The sequence below is a fragment of the Larkinella knui genome, assembly GCF_003858645.1.
Taxonomy (GTDB): Bacteria; Bacteroidota; Bacteroidia; order Cytophagales; family Spirosomataceae; genus Larkinella; species Larkinella knui.
The window spans coordinates 788038-804679 of record NZ_RQJP01000002.1; the positions used below are offsets into that span (position 1 = coordinate 788038).

17 protein-coding genes are annotated in these 16642 nt (G+C 52.3%); 9 read left to right on the forward strand and 8 right to left on the reverse strand.

What is annotated here, in order from left to right; genetic code table 11:
• Positions 1 to 57: 57 nt before the first annotated feature.
• On the reverse strand, positions 58 to 1584 hold the full coding sequence (locus tag EHT87_RS12135; RefSeq protein WP_124906884.1) for an aldehyde dehydrogenase (NADP(+)): 1527 nt from the start codon (positions 1582 to 1584) through the stop codon (positions 58 to 60).
• A 4-nt stretch (positions 1585 to 1588) separates the two neighbouring features.
• Entirely contained in the window at positions 1589 to 2443 is an 855-nt protein-coding gene (locus EHT87_RS12140) for a fumarylacetoacetate hydrolase family protein (protein ID WP_124906885.1), read from the reverse strand.
• A gap of 184 nt (positions 2444 to 2627) precedes the next feature.
• Here EHT87_RS12140 and recO point away from each other — a divergent pair, with 184 nt between their 5' ends.
• Positions 2628 to 3320, forward strand: coding sequence for a DNA repair protein RecO (gene recO, locus EHT87_RS12145; RefSeq protein ID WP_124906886.1), 693 nt, complete (start codon positions 2628 to 2630; stop codon positions 3318 to 3320).
• A gap of 108 nt (positions 3321 to 3428) precedes the next feature.
• Here recO and lptB read toward each other — a convergent pair whose 3' ends face one another.
• From lptB to mazG, 5 genes are all read right to left on the reverse strand, one after another.
• Positions 3429 to 4160 carry an LPS export ABC transporter ATP-binding protein gene (lptB, locus tag EHT87_RS12150; protein ID WP_124906887.1) on the reverse strand — a complete coding sequence of 244 codons (732 nt, stop codon included), beginning with the start codon at positions 4158 to 4160 and terminating at the stop codon, positions 3429 to 3431.
• A 51-nt stretch (positions 4161 to 4211) separates the two neighbouring features.
• Positions 4212 to 5945 (reverse strand): single-stranded-DNA-specific exonuclease RecJ, encoded by a 1734-nt coding sequence (gene recJ / locus EHT87_RS12155; protein ID WP_124906888.1) that lies wholly within the window; start codon positions 5943 to 5945, stop codon positions 4212 to 4214.
• A gap of 109 nt (positions 5946 to 6054) precedes the next feature.
• A complete protein-coding gene (locus EHT87_RS12160) occupies positions 6055 to 7146 on the reverse strand; it encodes a T9SS type A sorting domain-containing protein (protein WP_124906889.1) in 1092 nt (363 codons plus the stop codon).
• Positions 7147 to 7158: 12 nt separating this feature from the next.
• Entirely contained in the window at positions 7159 to 8334 is a 1176-nt protein-coding gene (locus EHT87_RS12165; protein ID WP_124906890.1) for a T9SS type A sorting domain-containing protein, read from the reverse strand.
• 148 nt (positions 8335 to 8482) lie between these two features.
• Complete coding sequence (gene mazG / locus EHT87_RS12170; protein WP_124906891.1) at positions 8483 to 9334, reverse strand: nucleoside triphosphate pyrophosphohydrolase; 852 nt, start codon at positions 9332 to 9334, stop codon at positions 8483 to 8485.
• Positions 9335 to 9507: 173 nt separating this feature from the next.
• Here mazG and EHT87_RS12175 point away from each other — a divergent pair, with 173 nt between their 5' ends.
• The 4 genes from EHT87_RS12175 (at position 9508) to EHT87_RS12190 (ending at position 11612) form a co-directional block, all read left to right on the forward strand.
• Positions 9508 to 10173, forward strand: coding sequence for a DUF1361 domain-containing protein (locus tag EHT87_RS12175; protein ID WP_124906892.1), 666 nt, complete (start codon positions 9508 to 9510; stop codon positions 10171 to 10173).
• On the forward strand, positions 10157 to 10552 hold the full coding sequence (locus EHT87_RS12180) for a diacylglycerol kinase family protein (protein WP_124906893.1): 396 nt from the start codon (positions 10157 to 10159) through the stop codon (positions 10550 to 10552). Before EHT87_RS12175 ends, EHT87_RS12180 begins: the two co-directional genes overlap by 17 nt.
• A 107-nt stretch (positions 10553 to 10659) precedes the next feature.
• On the forward strand, positions 10660 to 11313 hold the full coding sequence (locus EHT87_RS12185; protein WP_124906894.1) for a hypothetical protein: 654 nt from the start codon (positions 10660 to 10662) through the stop codon (positions 11311 to 11313).
• Complete coding sequence (locus EHT87_RS12190; protein WP_124906895.1) at positions 11313 to 11612, forward strand: winged helix-turn-helix domain-containing protein; 300 nt, start codon at positions 11313 to 11315, stop codon at positions 11610 to 11612. The genes EHT87_RS12185 and EHT87_RS12190 overlap by 1 nt, the downstream gene beginning before the upstream one ends.
• 93 nt (positions 11613 to 11705) lie before the next feature.
• Here EHT87_RS12190 and EHT87_RS12195 read toward each other — a convergent pair whose 3' ends face one another.
• Entirely contained in the window at positions 11706 to 12098 is a 393-nt protein-coding gene (locus tag EHT87_RS12195; RefSeq protein WP_124906896.1) for an Hsp20 family protein, read from the reverse strand.
• A 185-nt stretch (positions 12099 to 12283) separates the two neighbouring features.
• Here EHT87_RS12195 and EHT87_RS12200 point away from each other — a divergent pair, with 185 nt between their 5' ends.
• Genes EHT87_RS12200 through EHT87_RS12215 form a run of 4 tightly spaced genes read left to right on the forward strand, consistent with a single transcriptional unit; the run spans position 12284 to position 16583 of the window.
• Positions 12284 to 13054 (forward strand): polysaccharide deacetylase family protein, encoded by a 771-nt coding sequence (locus EHT87_RS12200; protein ID WP_124906897.1) that lies wholly within the window; start codon positions 12284 to 12286, stop codon positions 13052 to 13054.
• A gap of 4 nt (positions 13055 to 13058) precedes the next feature.
• Positions 13059 to 14111: a glycosyltransferase family 4 protein gene (locus EHT87_RS12205; RefSeq protein ID WP_124906898.1), complete on the forward strand. Its 1053-nt coding sequence runs from the start codon at positions 13059 to 13061 to the stop codon at positions 14109 to 14111.
• 40 nt (positions 14112 to 14151) lie between these two features.
• Entirely contained in the window at positions 14152 to 15579 is a 1428-nt protein-coding gene (locus EHT87_RS12210; RefSeq protein ID WP_124906899.1) for an MBOAT family O-acyltransferase, read from the forward strand.
• Positions 15580 to 15584: 5 nt separating this feature from the next.
• On the forward strand, positions 15585 to 16583 hold the full coding sequence (locus EHT87_RS12215) for a hypothetical protein (protein ID WP_124906900.1): 999 nt from the start codon (positions 15585 to 15587) through the stop codon (positions 16581 to 16583).
• Positions 16584 to 16642 lie beyond the last annotated feature (59 nt).

A 16642-nucleotide genomic window follows, 5' to 3' on the forward strand; every position in this document is an offset into this window, starting at 1 on the left:
GGAGTTTTTTTTCTCTGATTAACTCTGATGTCCTCCGCTTAACTCTGCGAAATAACTCTATTTCTGCCACTCCCCATCCACCAACCGGAAGATGGCCAGCGGGTTATCGGCTTTCAGTGCGTCGGGCAGCAGCGCATCCGGGAAGTTCTGGTAGCAAACAGGCCGGGCAAACCGCCGGATGGCATTCGTACCGACCGAAGTCGAACGAACATCCGTCGTTGCCGGATACGGGCCGCCGTGGTTCATGGCGTGACTGACTTCCACCCCCGTTGGAAAACCGTTGATCAGCACCCGGCCCACTTTCTGTTCCAGAATTTCCAGTAAATCCGCGTATTCCAGCAATTCGTCGGGTGTGCCATACACCGTCGCCGTCAGGTGACCTTCCAGCCTCCGCGCCACCGCCAGAATTTCCTCTTTCGTATCAGCCGTCACCAGCAGGCTGCTCGGCCCGAATACTTCTTCCGTCAGTTCCGGATGTTCCAGCAGAACATCGGCGGTGGTCGAAAGTAAGGTCGGATGCGCGGCCGCATACCCATCGACAACGGTTTCGGATGTGCTGGCAACTAACACCCGCGAAACAGAATTAAGCCGTTCCAGTCCACTGGTGTAGGCCTGATAAATGCCTTTCGTCAGCATCGGTGTCGGCTGCGTCTGCGTCATCGCCAACCGCGCCTGACTCAAAAAGGCGTCTCCCCCATCCGACTGTTTGACAATCGCCAGACCGGGATTCGTACAAAACTGCCCAACACCGAGGGTTACCGAATCGACATAGGCCTTCGCCAGATCCAAGCCTTTCTCTTTCAATATCGCCGGCAGGAAAAATACCGGGTTCGTACTTCCCATTTCGGAATAAACCGGAATCGGTTCCGGACGGCGGACGGCAGCATCATAAATCGCTTTGCCACCCCGAAACGAACCCGTAAAACCGATGGCTTTGATCAGCGGATGTTCCACAATGGCCATCCCGACGGCCACGCCGGTCCCCTGTACCATCTGAAAAACGCCTTCCGGTAATCCACTGGCAGCTATGGCCTTGCGAATGGCCTGACCGACGAGTTCCGACGTGCCGGGGTGAGCCGGATGGGCTTTGACGACCACCGGACAGCCAGCCGCCAGGGCCGAAGTCGTGTCGCCACCCGCCACCGAGAACGCCAGGGGAAAGTTGCTTGCCCCAAAAATACCGACGGGTCCCAACGGAATCAGCATCTGCCGCAAATCCGGACGGGGCAGCGGCTGGCGGTCGGGCAGGGCAGTATCGATGCGGGCATCGACCCACGAACCTTCGCGGAGGTATTGTGCAAAAAGCCGCAACTGGCCCGTTGTCCGGCCGCGCTCGCCCGTCAGCCGACCGAGCGGCAAAGCGGTTTCAAGATTGGCGCGTTCGAGCAGTTCCGGCCCCAGGGCCATGATTTCATCAGCAATGCGTTCCAGAAACTGCGCTTTGGCTTCGCCGGAAAGTTTGCGATAGATCGGAAAAGCCGCGGCTGCCTGCTGACAGGCCTGGTCTACTTCCTGCTCGGTCGATTCACTGAATGCCCCGGCTAATGCTTCGCCGGTGGCAGGATTAATGGCTTGAAAACTCATGTTTTTAATTTTGTACCGTATTAATTAACGTACCGATTCCATCAATGGTAATATGCACCTCATCGCCAATGGCCAGCGTAAAATCATCGCCGGGGACAATACCGGTGCCGGTCATTAAATAACACCCGTGCGGAAAACTAGTTTCACGGAACAGAAACGAAACCAGTTCGTCATGCTGCCGTTTCATGCGATTGATGGCAATATTCTCATCAAAAACCGCCTTTCCATCGCGCCGGATTTCGATCCGAATCAGGGTTTCGGGCGAAATGGGGGCTTCCGGAACATACAGACACGGCCCGATGGCGGCCGCACCATCGTAGGTTTTTGCCTGCGGCAGATACAACGGGTTTTCGCCTTCGATGCTCCGCGAACTCATGTCGTTGCCCACGGTATAGCCCACAATTTTGCCGTTTGAGGTGATAAAAAGCGTCAGTTCCGGTTCCGGAACGTTCCAGGTCGAGTCTTTGCGGATGCGCACGGCATCGCCCGAACCAACGGCGCGGGCGGCCGTGGATTTAAAGAATAACTCGGGGCGCTCGGCGTCGTAAACGCGTTCGTAAAAATCCCCGCCCCCGGCATCTTTCGATTCTTCCATGCGGGCGTTGCGGCTTTTGAGGTACGTTACGCCCGACGCCCAGATTTCCTGCTGGTTGATGGGCGGCAATAATTGGGTTTCGGTCCAGGTGCGGTATTCGTCGGAAGCCGTCGTTGAAGGCACTTCCTGCTGTAGAAAATTGAACAGATCGTCCTGATTGACGAGGTAATCCCAGTCGTCGCTCGGAGCGCGGTGAAAAAGGGATGGTCCGTCGGTGCGGTTATCTTCAACAACGATGCCCTGGCGGGTGCGGTACAGTTTCATGAAGGATTGAGGAATTGAGTTTGACTATAAAGACCGCAAAAATGGACATTTTTACGCAGGATTTTAAGAAATTTCGAATGGAAAATCCGGCAAAAGGAATTAATTTAGAACGAAATTGTCAGTTCCCGGCAGGCCGTTCTCTCTTTCTTCGGGGGTCACCTGCGGAGAACTTTTTACTGAAAAAATGCTCCACAAAACCCGAGGAATCGTTCTGAGTTATTTTCGCTACCGCGAAACATCCATCATTGTCCGCATCTACACGGAAGAATTCGGGCTACAAAGCTACCTCGTTAATGGGGTCCGGTCGGCCAAAAGCAAAACCAACCGGATTGCTTTTTTCCAGCCGTTGACCCTGCTGGACATGGTGGTTTATTACAAACCGGGCAAAGATTTACACCGGCTTTCGGAAGTAAAGGTCAATTTTCCGTTTCAACACATTCCGTTCGACATTGCCAAATCCAGTATGGCGTTGTTTGTCAGTGAAATGCTGACCAAAACGCTGAAGGAAGAAGCCAGCAACCAGGCTTTGTTTTACTTTTTAATGGATAGCGTGCTGTATCTGGAAGAAGCGGAGGCCGATTATGAGAATTTCCATCTGGCTTTTTTACTGAAACTGGCTTTCTTCTTGGGGTTTGGCCCGAGCAACGCCCGCGAATTCGAAGGCCAGTTGCAGGAGCAGAAATACCCGTTCCTGCCCGATGACGCGGCCGAAAAAGCTCTGAATCACTTTTTGCGCCAGCCCCTGGCGACCCCCGTTAAAATCTCCCGCCTGACCCGCGCCGAATTGCTGGATGCGCTGGTGGCTTTTTATCAGATTCACATCGACGGTTTGGGCGAAATCAAGTCGCTGTCGGTGTTGCGGGAGGTATTGAGTTGAAAAAGAGGTTGTTTCGCGGAGTTCAGCGGAGAAAAAAGGGAGTTAACGGAGTTATTTTTCTCTGCGTAACTCTGCTTTCTCCGCTGAACTCCGCGAAACAACCTCTTTCTAAATCTTCCGTTTCAACTCGAAATTCTGCCCCAGGTACACCCGTCGGACCTGCTCGTCGTTGGCCAGATCCTCGGCGGTTCCCTGCTTCAGGATTTTGCCTTCAAACAGGAGGTACGCCCGGTCGGTGATGGAAAGCGTTTCGTTGACGTTGTGGTCGGTGATCAGAATGCCGATGTTCCGGTGTTTAAGCTGGGCCACAATGCTTTGAATATCTTCGACGGCAATGGGATCGACACCGGCAAAGGGCTCGTCGAGCAGAATAAATTTGGGGTCAACGGCCAAACTCCGGGCAATTTCGGTGCGCCGACGCTCACCACCCGACAGCACTTTTCCCCGGTTTTTCCGAACGTGCGTCAGGCTGAATTCTTCCAGCAACTGCTCCACTTTTTCTTTTTGCGCCTGCCGCGACAGATCGGTCATTTCCAACACCGCCAGCACATTTTCTTCCACCGTCAAATCCCGGAAAATCGACGCTTCCTGTGCCAGATAACCGATGCCCAGCCGGGCGCGTTTGTACATGGGCAAACTGGTAATGTCCTGATTGTCCAGATACACTTTGCCGCTATTGGGCTTGATCAGTCCGACGGCCATGTAAAACGAGGTGGTTTTTCCCGCACCATTGGGCCCGAGCAAACCGACAATCTCACCCTGTTCGACCTGATAGGTTACGCGGTCGTTGACCAGCCGGGAGCCGTATTTTTTAACTAAATTTTCGGTTCGAAGAATCATGTTTTTATGGCTCCGTTTTTCGCCGGTTTTTTATCCGGCGAATTCCGCGGCTTACTGTTCAGCGCCCACGGTTGCCTTTATATCTTTCAAATATAACTGCAACGATTTGTTCCCGTTATAATTATTCTCTTCGATCTGGTAACAAATGGCAAAAGGCTGGTCGCGCCGGAGGAAAAGGGCGTGGTGGGCCATGTTAAAACCAATGGCCGTAAACCGCTGGTACGACCCCTGCTGCTGTACGGTTATTTTCAAATGTTTTTCCTTCATAATGTACGGCTCCCCAACCAGATAGACGTCACTGGTCGAAAAAACCGGCGCCATATTCTGTGGTCCAAAAGGCGACATTTGCTTCAGAATGTTGTAGAATTTCTGGTCGATGGCGTCGAAGTCAAGCGGTAAATCAATTTCAATCATCGGAACAAGCTGCTCAGCCTGAATGCGCCGGGTCACAACTTCCTCAAACTTCTGCTGAAACGCTTTGATGTTCTCCAGTTTGAGGGTCAAACCGGCGGCAAACGTATGTCCGCCAAATTGTTCGAGCAAATCAGAGCACTCTTCAATGGCTTCGTAGACGTCAAAACCGGGTACTGACCGCGCCGAGCCGGCGGCCCGGTTGTGCGACTCGGTCAAAATGATGGTAGGCCGGTGGTATTTTTCAATGCAGCGCGACGCCACGATGCCAATCACGCCCTTGTGCCAGGTATTGTTGAAAAGCACCGTACTTTTTGCGTTCAGCAGCCATTCGTCGCCCTGAATCATCGCCAGTGCCTGTTCAGTGATGCTCGTGTCGTACTGCCGGCGGCTGTTGTTATGTTCGTTGATGGCGAACGCAAAGTCGGTGGCTTCTTCTTCCGTTTCGGCCAGCAACAACTGCACGGCGGCTTTGGCGTGTTTAATCCGCCCGGCGGCATTGATCCGTGGCCCCAATCCAAACACGACGTTGGTAATGTCCAGTTCGGAGCTGAACCCGGCAATTTTAATGAGTGCCTGCAAGCCAAAACCCGGCGAAGAATTCAACCGTTTCAGACCATAATAAGCCAGCACCCGGTTTTCGCCCACAATGGGCACAATATCCGACGCAATGCTGATCGCCAGCAAGTCCAGATATCCAAACAGGCGATCGAGCGGAATGCCCCGGAACAGGCACAGCGCCTGAAGCAGTTTAAAACCAACGCCACAACCGGTCAGTTCTTTGTAGGGATAGTCGCAATCCGACCGCTTGGGATCGAGCACAGCCGCTGCCCGCGGAAGTTCGGCGCCGGGGCGGTGGTGATCGCAGATGATGAATTCAATGTTTTTCTCCAGGGCTTCATCCACCCGATCGACGGATTTGATACCGCAGTCCAGACTGACAATCAGCGAAAAACCGTTCTCAGCCGCCCACTCAATACCTTGAGAGGAAATACCGTATCCCTCTTTATACCGATCCGGAATGTAGTAATCCAGATTGTCATACAGAGTCTTCATGAACCCGTAGAACAACGCCACCGACGTGGTGCCGTCCACGTCATAATCGCCATAGACCAGAATTTTTTCACCCCTGACCATCGCCATTTGCAGCCTCAAAACGGCCTTTTCCATGTCTTTCATCAGAAAAGGATCATGGAGATGCGGGAGTTCGGGGCGGAAATAGGTGCGCGCCTGTTCAAAGTTATGCACCCCCCGCTGGACCAGCAGCATCGCCATGAACGGATTTACCTTCAGATCACGCGTCAAATTCTCCACTGCCTGTAACTCCTCAGGTGACTCCGGAATCGGTCGGTATAGCCAGCGTTTCTCACTCATACTGCAAATTAAAAAGAAAAAGGTAGTACGGAAAACAAAAATCGGCAAGGTCCGGCGACGAATCGTCCAGGCCATGCCGGTTTCAGTACCGGTTCACTGAAAAGCGGTTTTATTGAACAACAAGCTTGATGGTTCGTTGCTGATTAGTTTGGCCGAACCGAAGCAAATACAAACCCGGTTTCAACGGAATGGCCGGGCGCAGGAGCCAATCGGTCTCGGATTGCCGGATCAATTGGAAAGAAAGCAACTGGCCCGTAACGGTCAGCAACTGCAAACGGGCCGGGTCGATGGTGGCAGCTTTCAGTCGAATTTCATGGCCGGACGTGGGGTTATCGCAAACCACCACTTGCTCCGCTGCGCGGCTGACCGAAATCAGTTTGGAGGGTTGCGTCGTCCCGTCATGATCCACCTGCCGAAGCCGGTAGTAACTCGTTCCGGCCAGGGCTTCGCCATCGGTAAAGGTATACAATTGCCTGCCGACGGTATGGCCGACTGCTGTCACCTGCCCGATGTCACCAAATTCTTTTGCGTCAGCACTGCGTTCAATTACAAAATGACTAGCCTTACGTTCCCAGACGGTTTCCCACGTAAGCTGATTGCCGTTGCGTTCTGCAGCACCTTTAAAAAAAGCAAATTCGACCGGAAGCGCAGTGGTGGCCGTGACGGTAAAATCATCGATTCGGAAAGCGGTGGTGCAGGCAGCCCCACTTGGGGGAGTGTAGCGAAATCGGAAAGTTAGACTGGCCTGATTTTCAGCGGCTGTTGGCAAATTAAAAACCGAAGCACCCCAGGTGGCGGATGTGGGCCCTGAAATATCAGACGAAATTGTGGTCCAGTTTGTTCCGCCATCAACACTGAATTCAAATGCGATCGGTAGCGCGAAAGCGGTCGTTTTTCGTCGACCAAAACCGACCATAATACTGGTTTGTCCTACGGTGCTGATGGCGGGTGATGTAGCCGTCTGTTCCGAACTTCCTCCGCAGGCACCGAGTGATAAATTATTTCCTCCGGAAGCGGTAAACGGTGTGGTGTAAGTCCCGCTTGGGGAGGTGGAATTTACAACGATAGCCGTTGTGCTGCTTGGCACCCAACCGCCCAAACCGGAGGTAAAATTCTGGGAATAAATGGTTTGCGCCATAACCGGTTTCGGCGCGAGGAAAATAAAGACAGCCAGGCTGATCAATCGTAAAATAGTATTCATGGATGCAGGGATTTAATTGCGGATACGCGTAGTTGAATCAACCAGCAGGCGAATTGCTTTATGGCCGGTTGCCTGCAGAAAATACACCCCGGTTTTCAAAGCTGTCAGGGGTTCCAGTGAAAGATGTCCCGTGCTGGTTTCCACCAAATTGAATTCGATAGTTTGCCCGTTCAAATCCGTTACTTTGATGGATTTCGAATCGATATCATTGAATTGCAGGTAAATAGCCCGACCATCCGACGGATTGGGGTAAACCGCCAGGTCGGGCAACCGACTGTCGTGCCGAACGGAAATGATTTTGGAATACTGCTTCGAACCGTCTTTATCCACCTGCTGCAACCGGTAATAATTGGTCAGTTGGTGCGACTGGTCATCGACGAAGGAATACAACTGACGGCGGGTCGCATCCCCGCTGGCCCTGACCCGGCCGATGGGCGTAAACTCCTCCACATTTAAACTGTGCTCAACCGAAAAATAGCTGGCGTTGCGCTCTGAAACCGTTTCCCACGCAAGCTGGATGACACTGCCGATGGATTTGGCCCGGAAATACGACATTTCAACCGGCAGAACGACGCCCGACCAGTCCATATCGCCGATGGTAAATCCCTGCGGATTCGGGTTCGATCCCGCTAAGGGGCCATTCCCATACACGATGATGAGGGTTTTGACCTTGGTTGGAAAAAATACTTTACTGACATTCGATGCCGTAGAGGAAGTAGCCAGGATTTCGTTCCCATTGACACTGTAGCCTGCTCCGGCCGTAATAACCGGCATAACCGGATTACCGAATTCATCCGTTGCAATGATGGTTACTTTATCCTGATAGTTCCCGTTCGGATTGGTAAAATCGGTTTTGTATTGAAGCGCATTCAGGGGAAATTCCAGGCCGGTAACGGGGTCACCGAAGGTGAAACTGTAATTTTTGGTTTCACTTGCATTGGAAAAGTTCACACTGGGTGTCGATAAACCTGTCCCTACCGCATTGGGCGAAGCGTTTGAAAATAACCCGGGACCGCTGATATTGATAGCAACATTGACCGAAGGGGTACCAATTCCAACATACGAGTGTGAGGTTGCTCCCGCCGGATAAAGCGGTGCTGTGGTAGCAAAATCCAGATCTTGCCCAAAAGCAGATGAAAAATTCAGCAGAGCGACAAACCCGGCAGAAATAAGATAACCGTATTTCATGGCACAGCGTGTTAAGTGGATCGAAATGCGAATACTAACACCCGTTTGACGCACGGTTTTTAAAAAAGTAATGAACTTACTCCAATATAATTTTATAATTAATAAACTTCACTATTTTAAGTTGAACTAACCTTTGGTCCCGTAAACTTCAAGTAAACTGTTTGGCTTCCTGCCAATACACTTCCATCTCGTCCAACGTCATGTCTTTCAGTTGCCGACCGGCATTTCGGGCCTGTTCTTCCAGGTATTGAAACCGTTTGATGAACTTCTTGTTGGTGCGCTCCAGCGCCGTTTCGGGGTTGATATCGATGAAGCGGGCGTAGTTGACCAGCGAAAACAGCACATCGCCAAATTCTTTCTCAGCGCGTTCGAGGTCGATAACTTCATCGGTTTCGGCGTTGAACTCGTCCTTGAATTCCTGCATCTCTTCCTCCACTTTCTCCCAAACCTGCTGCTTTTCTTCCCAGTCGAAACCGGCACCCCGCGCTTTTTCCTGAATCCGCATGGCTTTCACTAAAGCCGGCAGAGAGCCCGGAACTCCGGCCAGCACCGATTTATTCCCTTCTTTCAGCTTCAACTGCTCCCAATTCTGCTTCACTTTTTCTTCGGTATCGGCCACCACGGTATTCCCGTTGGCGTCGCCATAAATGTGCGGATGGCGCGAAATCAGCTTGTCACAAACACTGTTCAGAACATCGCCAATGTCGAAGGTTGCCCCGGATTGCGGTTCTGAAGCAATTTTGGCGTAAAAAACCAGATGCAGCATGACGTCGCCCAGCTCTTTCCGGATTTCGGGCAGGTCTTTTTCCAGAATGGCGTCGGACAGTTCGTACGTTTCTTCGATGGTCAGGTGCCGAAGTGTGTCCATGGTTTGCTTGCGGTCCCAGGGGCATTGGTCGCGCAATTCGTCCATGATGGTCAGCAGGCGGTCAAAAGCCAGTAATTGTTCCTGCCGCCGAAGGGGCATCGTTTCCAGTTGTTGATTCAGGTTGGTTTGCATCGGGATTATTTTTTACAAAGTTACACCTTTCAATCTCGACAAAAACACTTATCCTCAACACAATTGCCCAGACCCCAAATTGCCCGAATTCTCCATTCCTAAATATTTTTCCCCATTCACTTGCCCCGCATTGCTTCAATTTGCTACTTTGTGGTTCAAAGTTCTTTTATGCTATGCTGAACAAACTACTTGCCGTTTACCGCTCCGGCGAAGGCCTGCGGATGCTGATTTTATTATCGGTAATGAGCATTGCGATGGTGATAGTCCGCCACAACTACTTCTTCTTCAAGATGCTGAGCTGGAATTTGTTTCTGGCCTGGATTCCCCTCGTCGTCGCCCTGTTTCTGCACGAAGGGCTGGAAAGCCGATACTTGCCGAAATGGACGCTCTGGCCGGGATTGCTGTTCTGGCTGCTATTTCTGCCCAATTCGCCGTATATCATCACCGATCTGTTCCACGTCCGGAGCGTTTCGGAAGAAACCGTCTGGTTCGATACCATGATGATTTTCATGTGTGCCCTCACGGGCTTGCTGGCGGGTTTGTATTCCCAACTGCTGGTGCACCGGATGCTCAACGCCCGCCTGGGTCGCACGCAGACGTGGGCGGTGATGATCGGTTGTCTGATCCTGACCAGTTTCGGAGTTTATCTCGGCCGGTATATCCGCCTGAACAGCTGGGATTTATTCACCGATCCGCTGGAATTGGCCCAAATTATCGGTCGGAGCCTGGTTAGCCCGTTTGCATTGAAGCTCACACTTTCGTATACTTTCGCCCTGGTGACGCTTTATGTCGGCTTCACCCAGTACGTTCAACGCCGAACGCATGAGCCGCTGGATTGATGTTCGGAAGAATTTACGAAGTTTTCGATTTGCTGCCGAGGGAATTATCGCCCTGTTCCGGTTTGAAAATAACGCCAAAATTCACTTATTAGCGGCAATTGCCGTCGTTGTGGCCGGAATCTGGCTCCAGATTGATCGCGTCGAGTGGGCCTTGATCCTTACGCAGATCGGGCTGGTGCTGGCGGCCGAAGCGTTTAATACCGCCATCGAAAAACTCGCCGATGTCGTTTCGCCGGAGCATCATCCGCTGATCAAAGCCGTCAAGGATTTATCAGCGGGAGCCGTGTTGCTGGTGGTAATTCTGGCGGTAGTTGTCGGTATATTGATATTTGGCACTAAATTGATCGAAATGATTTTTACGAAAGCGGATTGGCTTTAATGGTTTGATGGGCAAACCGATGAGCACCAGCGAACGTTCAACCATTTTTAGCCTCTAAAACCTGGAAAGTCATTTTTAATCCACTTAACCATTCACTCTTATTCCCGATGGCCGAATCGCACGAACATTTACAGACCCTGACGGAGATACGGAGCCTGATGGAACGCTCATCGAAGTTCCTGTCATTGAGCGGGTTATCAGGCATATCGGCGGGAGTCGTAGCTCTTTTAGGCGCGGGAGTAGCGTATGCCCGGCTCCAGAATAACAACCTGTCGCTGATGAGCTATGAACGCATAACGCGCCTGAACGGGGTCGCACGGCAGGAAATGGTCAATTTTCTGATACTCGACGGGGTCATCGTGCTGATAGCGGCTTTGCTGCTCGGGATCTTTTTCACGGTCCGCAAGGCCCGGCGACTGGGGCATGGTGTCTGGAACAGCATCTCGAAACGGCTGGTCTGGGCGCTGACCATACCGCTGGTGACGGGCGGTATTTTTTGTCTGGCCCTGATCCGGTTCAACCTGATCTGGCTGACGTTTCCGACAACCCTCATCTTTTACGGCATGGCACTCTACAGCGGCAGTAAATACACCGTCCGCGACGTTGAATACCTGGGGCTGTCCGAAATTATGCTGGGTTTAATAGCCCTGTTCTGGACGGGCTATTCACTCTTGACGTGGGCCGTTGGATTTGGCGTGCTGCACATTGTGTACGGCACCGTAATGTATCTCAAGTATGAACGAGACGAACTGAAGCGCTGATGCGAGAGTTCCTGATAGGTTTTAATAAAGCATTCGAGAGTAAGGCCCGGTTAGGCATCATGTCGGTTTTGATCGTGAATGAAACCCTGAGTTTTAATTCCCTCAAAGAACTGCTGGACATGACGGACGGGAATCTGGCGACGCACCTGCGGGCGCTGGAAGAGCAGGGGTATGTCTCCGTGAAAAAGCAGTTTGTCGGCCGTAAACCCAACACCACCTATACCGCAACAGCCGCTGGCCGTCAGGCCTTTACGGATCATTTAAACGCCCTGGAAGACTTTATTCGGGGGTCGGCCTAACCAAGCCGATTATCCGGTAAACAAACGAGCACCCGTCAGCTTGCTAAAACCTGACGGGTGCTCGTTTGTTTACCGGGATGAGGCCCGTACGGTTTAAAACAGGTTCTGAATCTCAACCCGGCGCTGGAAATGCTGGCCGTCCTTAAACGGCAGGTTGATCAACACCTGTCCGTGGTCCTGCACCGCTTCAATATGTTCGGCATCGACAAAATCCGGAATGTCAATCACTCTTAAAAACATCGGTACGGCCAGGCTCTGACCTTCCAGTGCATTTTTTTGTTGGAGTAAAGTATATAAAACGAGTTTTTTTCCATCGATCAGTACATTGAACGCATCCGGGCCAACACCGGGAGCAGACAATTTAATCACCAACCGGTCATCTTCCTGCTCGGTTTCCATACGGGTCATGCTCGAGCCACCATAAAGCGTGTTCAGCAAATCGAATTGGCCGCCCATTCCCTTCAGCGTATTTTCTATCGGTTTCATAATCGTACTTGTTGGTTGTATACGGTTCTATAAAACAAATTGCGTACCTAATTTAAACAGGCCGGTTTTAGCGTCATTATGACTGATAGAAAGCAATGCGCCGAAAATAAGCTGTCAATTGGGCAGTAATTTGTTATATAACGCAAATTATCGTGACTTTTGATCCGAAAAAACTAGTAAAAATTATGATTTGGCTCATCGCCAGCCTGCTACTCACCGGCCTGGTGTGGTATTTTTTCCGCACTACCCGAGCCTTACCCGTGTTAATGTTCCACAAAATTGACCCCAAACGGCAGGATTCCCTGACGGTTTCCCTGCCGCAATTTGAACAACATCTGCACTGGTTAAAGACCCATAACTACCAAACCATTACGCTGGCCGAACTCCTGACGTCGGTGGAGCAGAACCGGGCATTGCCGGCGCGGTCAATTTTAATTACCTTCGATGACGCGTATGTCAATAACCTGCTGTATGCGCTACCGGTATTAGAACGCTTCAGCATGAAGGCGGTACTTTTTGTGCCGACGGCTTTTGTGGGCCTTTGCAACCAGTGGGATGGCTGCACCGATCCTTTGCTGACAGCCGATCAGTTGAAACAACTCATGCCCACGTTCGAGTTTGGGCTGCATTCGCACCAGCACCTGAATTATAAAACGTTGACTGTGAACGAAATCCGGGCGGATTTAACTCAAAACCTGGCGGCTTTCGAAACGCTCCAGATACCGTATGTCCGGGCCTTTGCGTATCCGTACGGCGGTCGACCGAACGATCCGGCCATCAAACGGGCCATGCAGGAGTTGATGCAACAGTCGGGCATCCGGCTGGCTTTCCGCATCGGAAACCGCCTGAACCGGTTTCCGGTTGGCAACCGGTTTGAGCTCCAACGGCTGGACATTCGCGGAACCGATTCGCTGGGCCGGTTTATCCGAAAAGTGAGAATTGGAAAATTGATTTGACGGGATGAACCTCTTTATCGATACCGAGCGTCTGCGGGATTTACACAGCGGTTTAGGGCAGTTCTGCCTGCAAATGGGCCGCGAACTGGTCCGGCAACGACCGCCATCGGCTCAACTTACGTTCCTGGTTCCGCAGGGGCAGCAGGGCGTTTTTGGCCCGGACGTGAGCTATCAAACGGCGGTTTGGTGGCGCAAATGGTATACGCCCGGAGCCTATGATATCTGGCATTGTACGCATCAGGATTCTGATTTTCTGCCTGCCGCCAAACACAGTCGGCTGGTTTTCACGATTCACGATCTTAATTTTCTGGAACGCCCCGATTACAGCGACGCGAAAAAAGCCCACAAACGGGCCGCCGTGCAGCGCAAAGTCGACCGGGCCTCGGCCATCGCAACCATCTCGGAGTATACCGCTTCCGTTGTCCGTAATCACCTGAACGTCGCCCCCATTCCGCTCCGTGTCATCCACAACGGCCACTCACCACCCGACAACCTGCCCCAGCAGGCCATTGCTCCGCCGTTCAACGTCGCCAGGCCATTTTTCCTGTTCGTCGGCGTTCTTCATCCCAAAAAAAACCTGCATACGCTTTTGCCCCTGCTCGAAGCGTTTCCGGAATGGCAACTGGTGCTGGCCGGTCCCGACCGCCACCCCTACGCGACCTACCTGCGGGAACAGGCCCGGCAACTCGGTATCCAGGAGCGGTTAACGGTAACGGGAGCCGTTGACGAACCGACTAAAAGTTGGTTTTACCAGCATTGTGACGCATTTTTGTTTCCGTCGATTTCCGAAGGATTCGGGCTCCCGGTGGTCGAGGCCATGAGCTATGGCAAACCGGTTTTCCTGTCGCAACGGACAAGCCTGCCCGAAATTGGCGGAAAAGATGCGTATTATTTCGATTCCGATGAACCGGAGTCGATGGCCGAAACCGTCTTTGAGGGCCTGAACGATTTCCGGGCCAACCCCTTCCGCGCCGATCGACTCCGCCAGCGAGCCGCCCGGTTTAGCTGGGAACGCGCAGCCGAGCAATACTGGCAGTTGTATACCGATCTTATGTAAGCCGTTTTCAGTACATCGAAAACCACAAATCGAGTAAACCATGTCGCTGAGTTCAATCCTGTATTTGTTCTTCCTGCTGCTGGTTTTTGCCGTTTATTACGCGCTTCCGCACCGGTTCCGCTGGAGTTGGCTGCTGCTGGCGGGTTATTTTTTTTACTTCACCTTCCACCCGCTTTTCCTGATTCTGCTGGTGGTTTCGACCAGCGTTGCCTACGGTTTTGGCCGGTTGGTGAAGCCATCCCAATCCCGGCTTCTGCTCGGGTCCGGCGTCGGCCTGCTGCTGCTTCCGCTGCTGTTTTTTAAATACTACGCGTTTCTGAATCAGAATCTGACCAGCCTGCTGGGTTTTTGGGGTCATTCCAGTCCATTTCCCTCCTGGGCGCCGTTGGTGCCGGTCGGCATTTCGTTTTATACATTTCAGGCCATCAGTTATCTCATTGACATTCGACGGGGCTACCTCAAACCGGAGCGGCATTTCGGGTATTTTGCCACCTACCTGGCGTTCTTCCCAACCCTGTCGGCGGGTCCAATCGAACGCGCCAAACGGCTGTTGACCCAATTGCACACGCCCCAGCCGTTTCGCTACGAAAACGCCGTGGCCGGTTTGCAGCTCATTGCCTGGGGCCTGTTCAAGAAAGTGGTCATTGCCAACCAGCTTGCGGCCCTGCTCGACCCGGTTTTTGCCCAACCCCAAAGTCAGTCCGGGTTGGTGCTGTACAGTGCTTTGATTTTCGCTCCGTTCCAGATTTTCTGCGATTTTTCGGGGTATTCCGACATTGCCCGGGGTTCGGCCCGCATGCTGGGCCTTCATCTGATGCGTAATTTCGACGACCGGGTTTATGCCTCCTCCTCCCGCATCGAGTTCTGGAAAGGCTGGCACATTAGCCTGACGTCCTGGTTTCGGGATTATGTCTATTTCCCGTTGAGCAAATCCCTGCGTTCCCGTACGGGCCTGTATATGAACCTACTGGTGGTCTATTTCCTGACCGGTCTCTGGCACGGTGCGACCTGGGGTTATATTCTGTGGGGACTGCTCAACGGGCTCTGGCTCGTTGCCGAACACGCCACCAAAGCCCAGCGGCAGTCCTTTTTTCGCCGTTTATGGCCCGATCTGAATGCGCCCGCACACCGGTTTTTATCGACCCTCCTGGTTTTTCATGCCGGAGCGCTGATGGGTGTTTTTCTGCGCGCTCCGACCGTTGGGGCAGCCGGAGCTTTTTTGACCGGCCTGGTCTCCGCAAACCGCTGGGAAGTGAGTGCCATCGGGGGTGTAAAGCCCTTTATTCCGGTCGTCCTGGGGCTGCTGTTGATGGACATCGTCAACCGGCGCCTGAACGGTCGGGAACTCCCCGAATTGCTGGCGTCGTATCACGGGCTTCCCCGCTGGAGCTTTTACCTGGCGCTTTGCATTCTGATTCTGACCTTTGGCCGGATCACTGACACGCCTTTTTTTTACTACCAGTTTTGAAGGGTATGCTGAAACTCGTCTTAAAATTGCTGGCGTTGACTACAGTTCTTCTGGGCGTAAAAATGGCGATCTGGGCCTATTTGCACACCTACCAAACCCGACGTTTTGACGAAAGCGGGTATAAACTCGATTCCATGCTGAAGCCAATCCGGCAGGAGATCAATACGGTTTTTGTGGGTTCAAGCCGAACCGCTCACAGTGTTAATCCCGCGGTTTTCGACTCAGCCACCCAGCACCAGACCCGGTCTTTCAACCATGGCATCAGCGCGATGTTTGCTCCCAACACGTTTGCCGAATGTGAAAAATTGCTAAAAATGGATGGGCTGCACCTGAAAACCATCTTTTTGGAGTTATCATTTCCGCCACTGAAAGCCCACGAAGACCCCTTTGGAAGGGGCAATTTATTCCATGAATTTAGTTTCAAAAACAGTTATTTCAGGCGGGAACAGAACTTCGGACGGGAAAGGGTGCAACGGGGAATCACGCTGTACGACTCCTTTCTGACCCATTTTATCATGCTCAGAAGTGCAATCCTTATGCTGGTGGCGACGGTGGTAAGAAACGACCGGGATAATTTTGTCATGACGCCCACCGGCTACCGGTATTTTCACCCCAGCGCCTTTCTTAACCGGCACTACAACCGGGTAAGTGCCCAAACCCCGCCGGATACGACCACGTTGCGTGTTCCATTCACCGAGCGGGACCGGTTTTATGTAAACCGCCTGATGCAGCTGGCGCAACGCTGCGAAGCAAAAAACGTAGCCATTTATTTCTATTTGCCGAATCGGATGATGGACGAAGAGAAACAAACCCTGCCCAACATCTATGCCGCTCTGCCCGAGCGCTACCGCATCTCCATGCCTTACCGGCGCCAGTTTACGCCACCTTTTCCCGCCGACTGCTCCGACGACAAACAGCACCTGAATCAGACCGCTGCTACCCTCTATACACAACTCTTTGCGCAGGCATTTTTACAGAAGCAGCCGGTTACGGCTACCCGATAAATGTTACCTTGATCCCGTATCGATTTTACAATCGGCTTGATAGGCGGACATACTTTGGC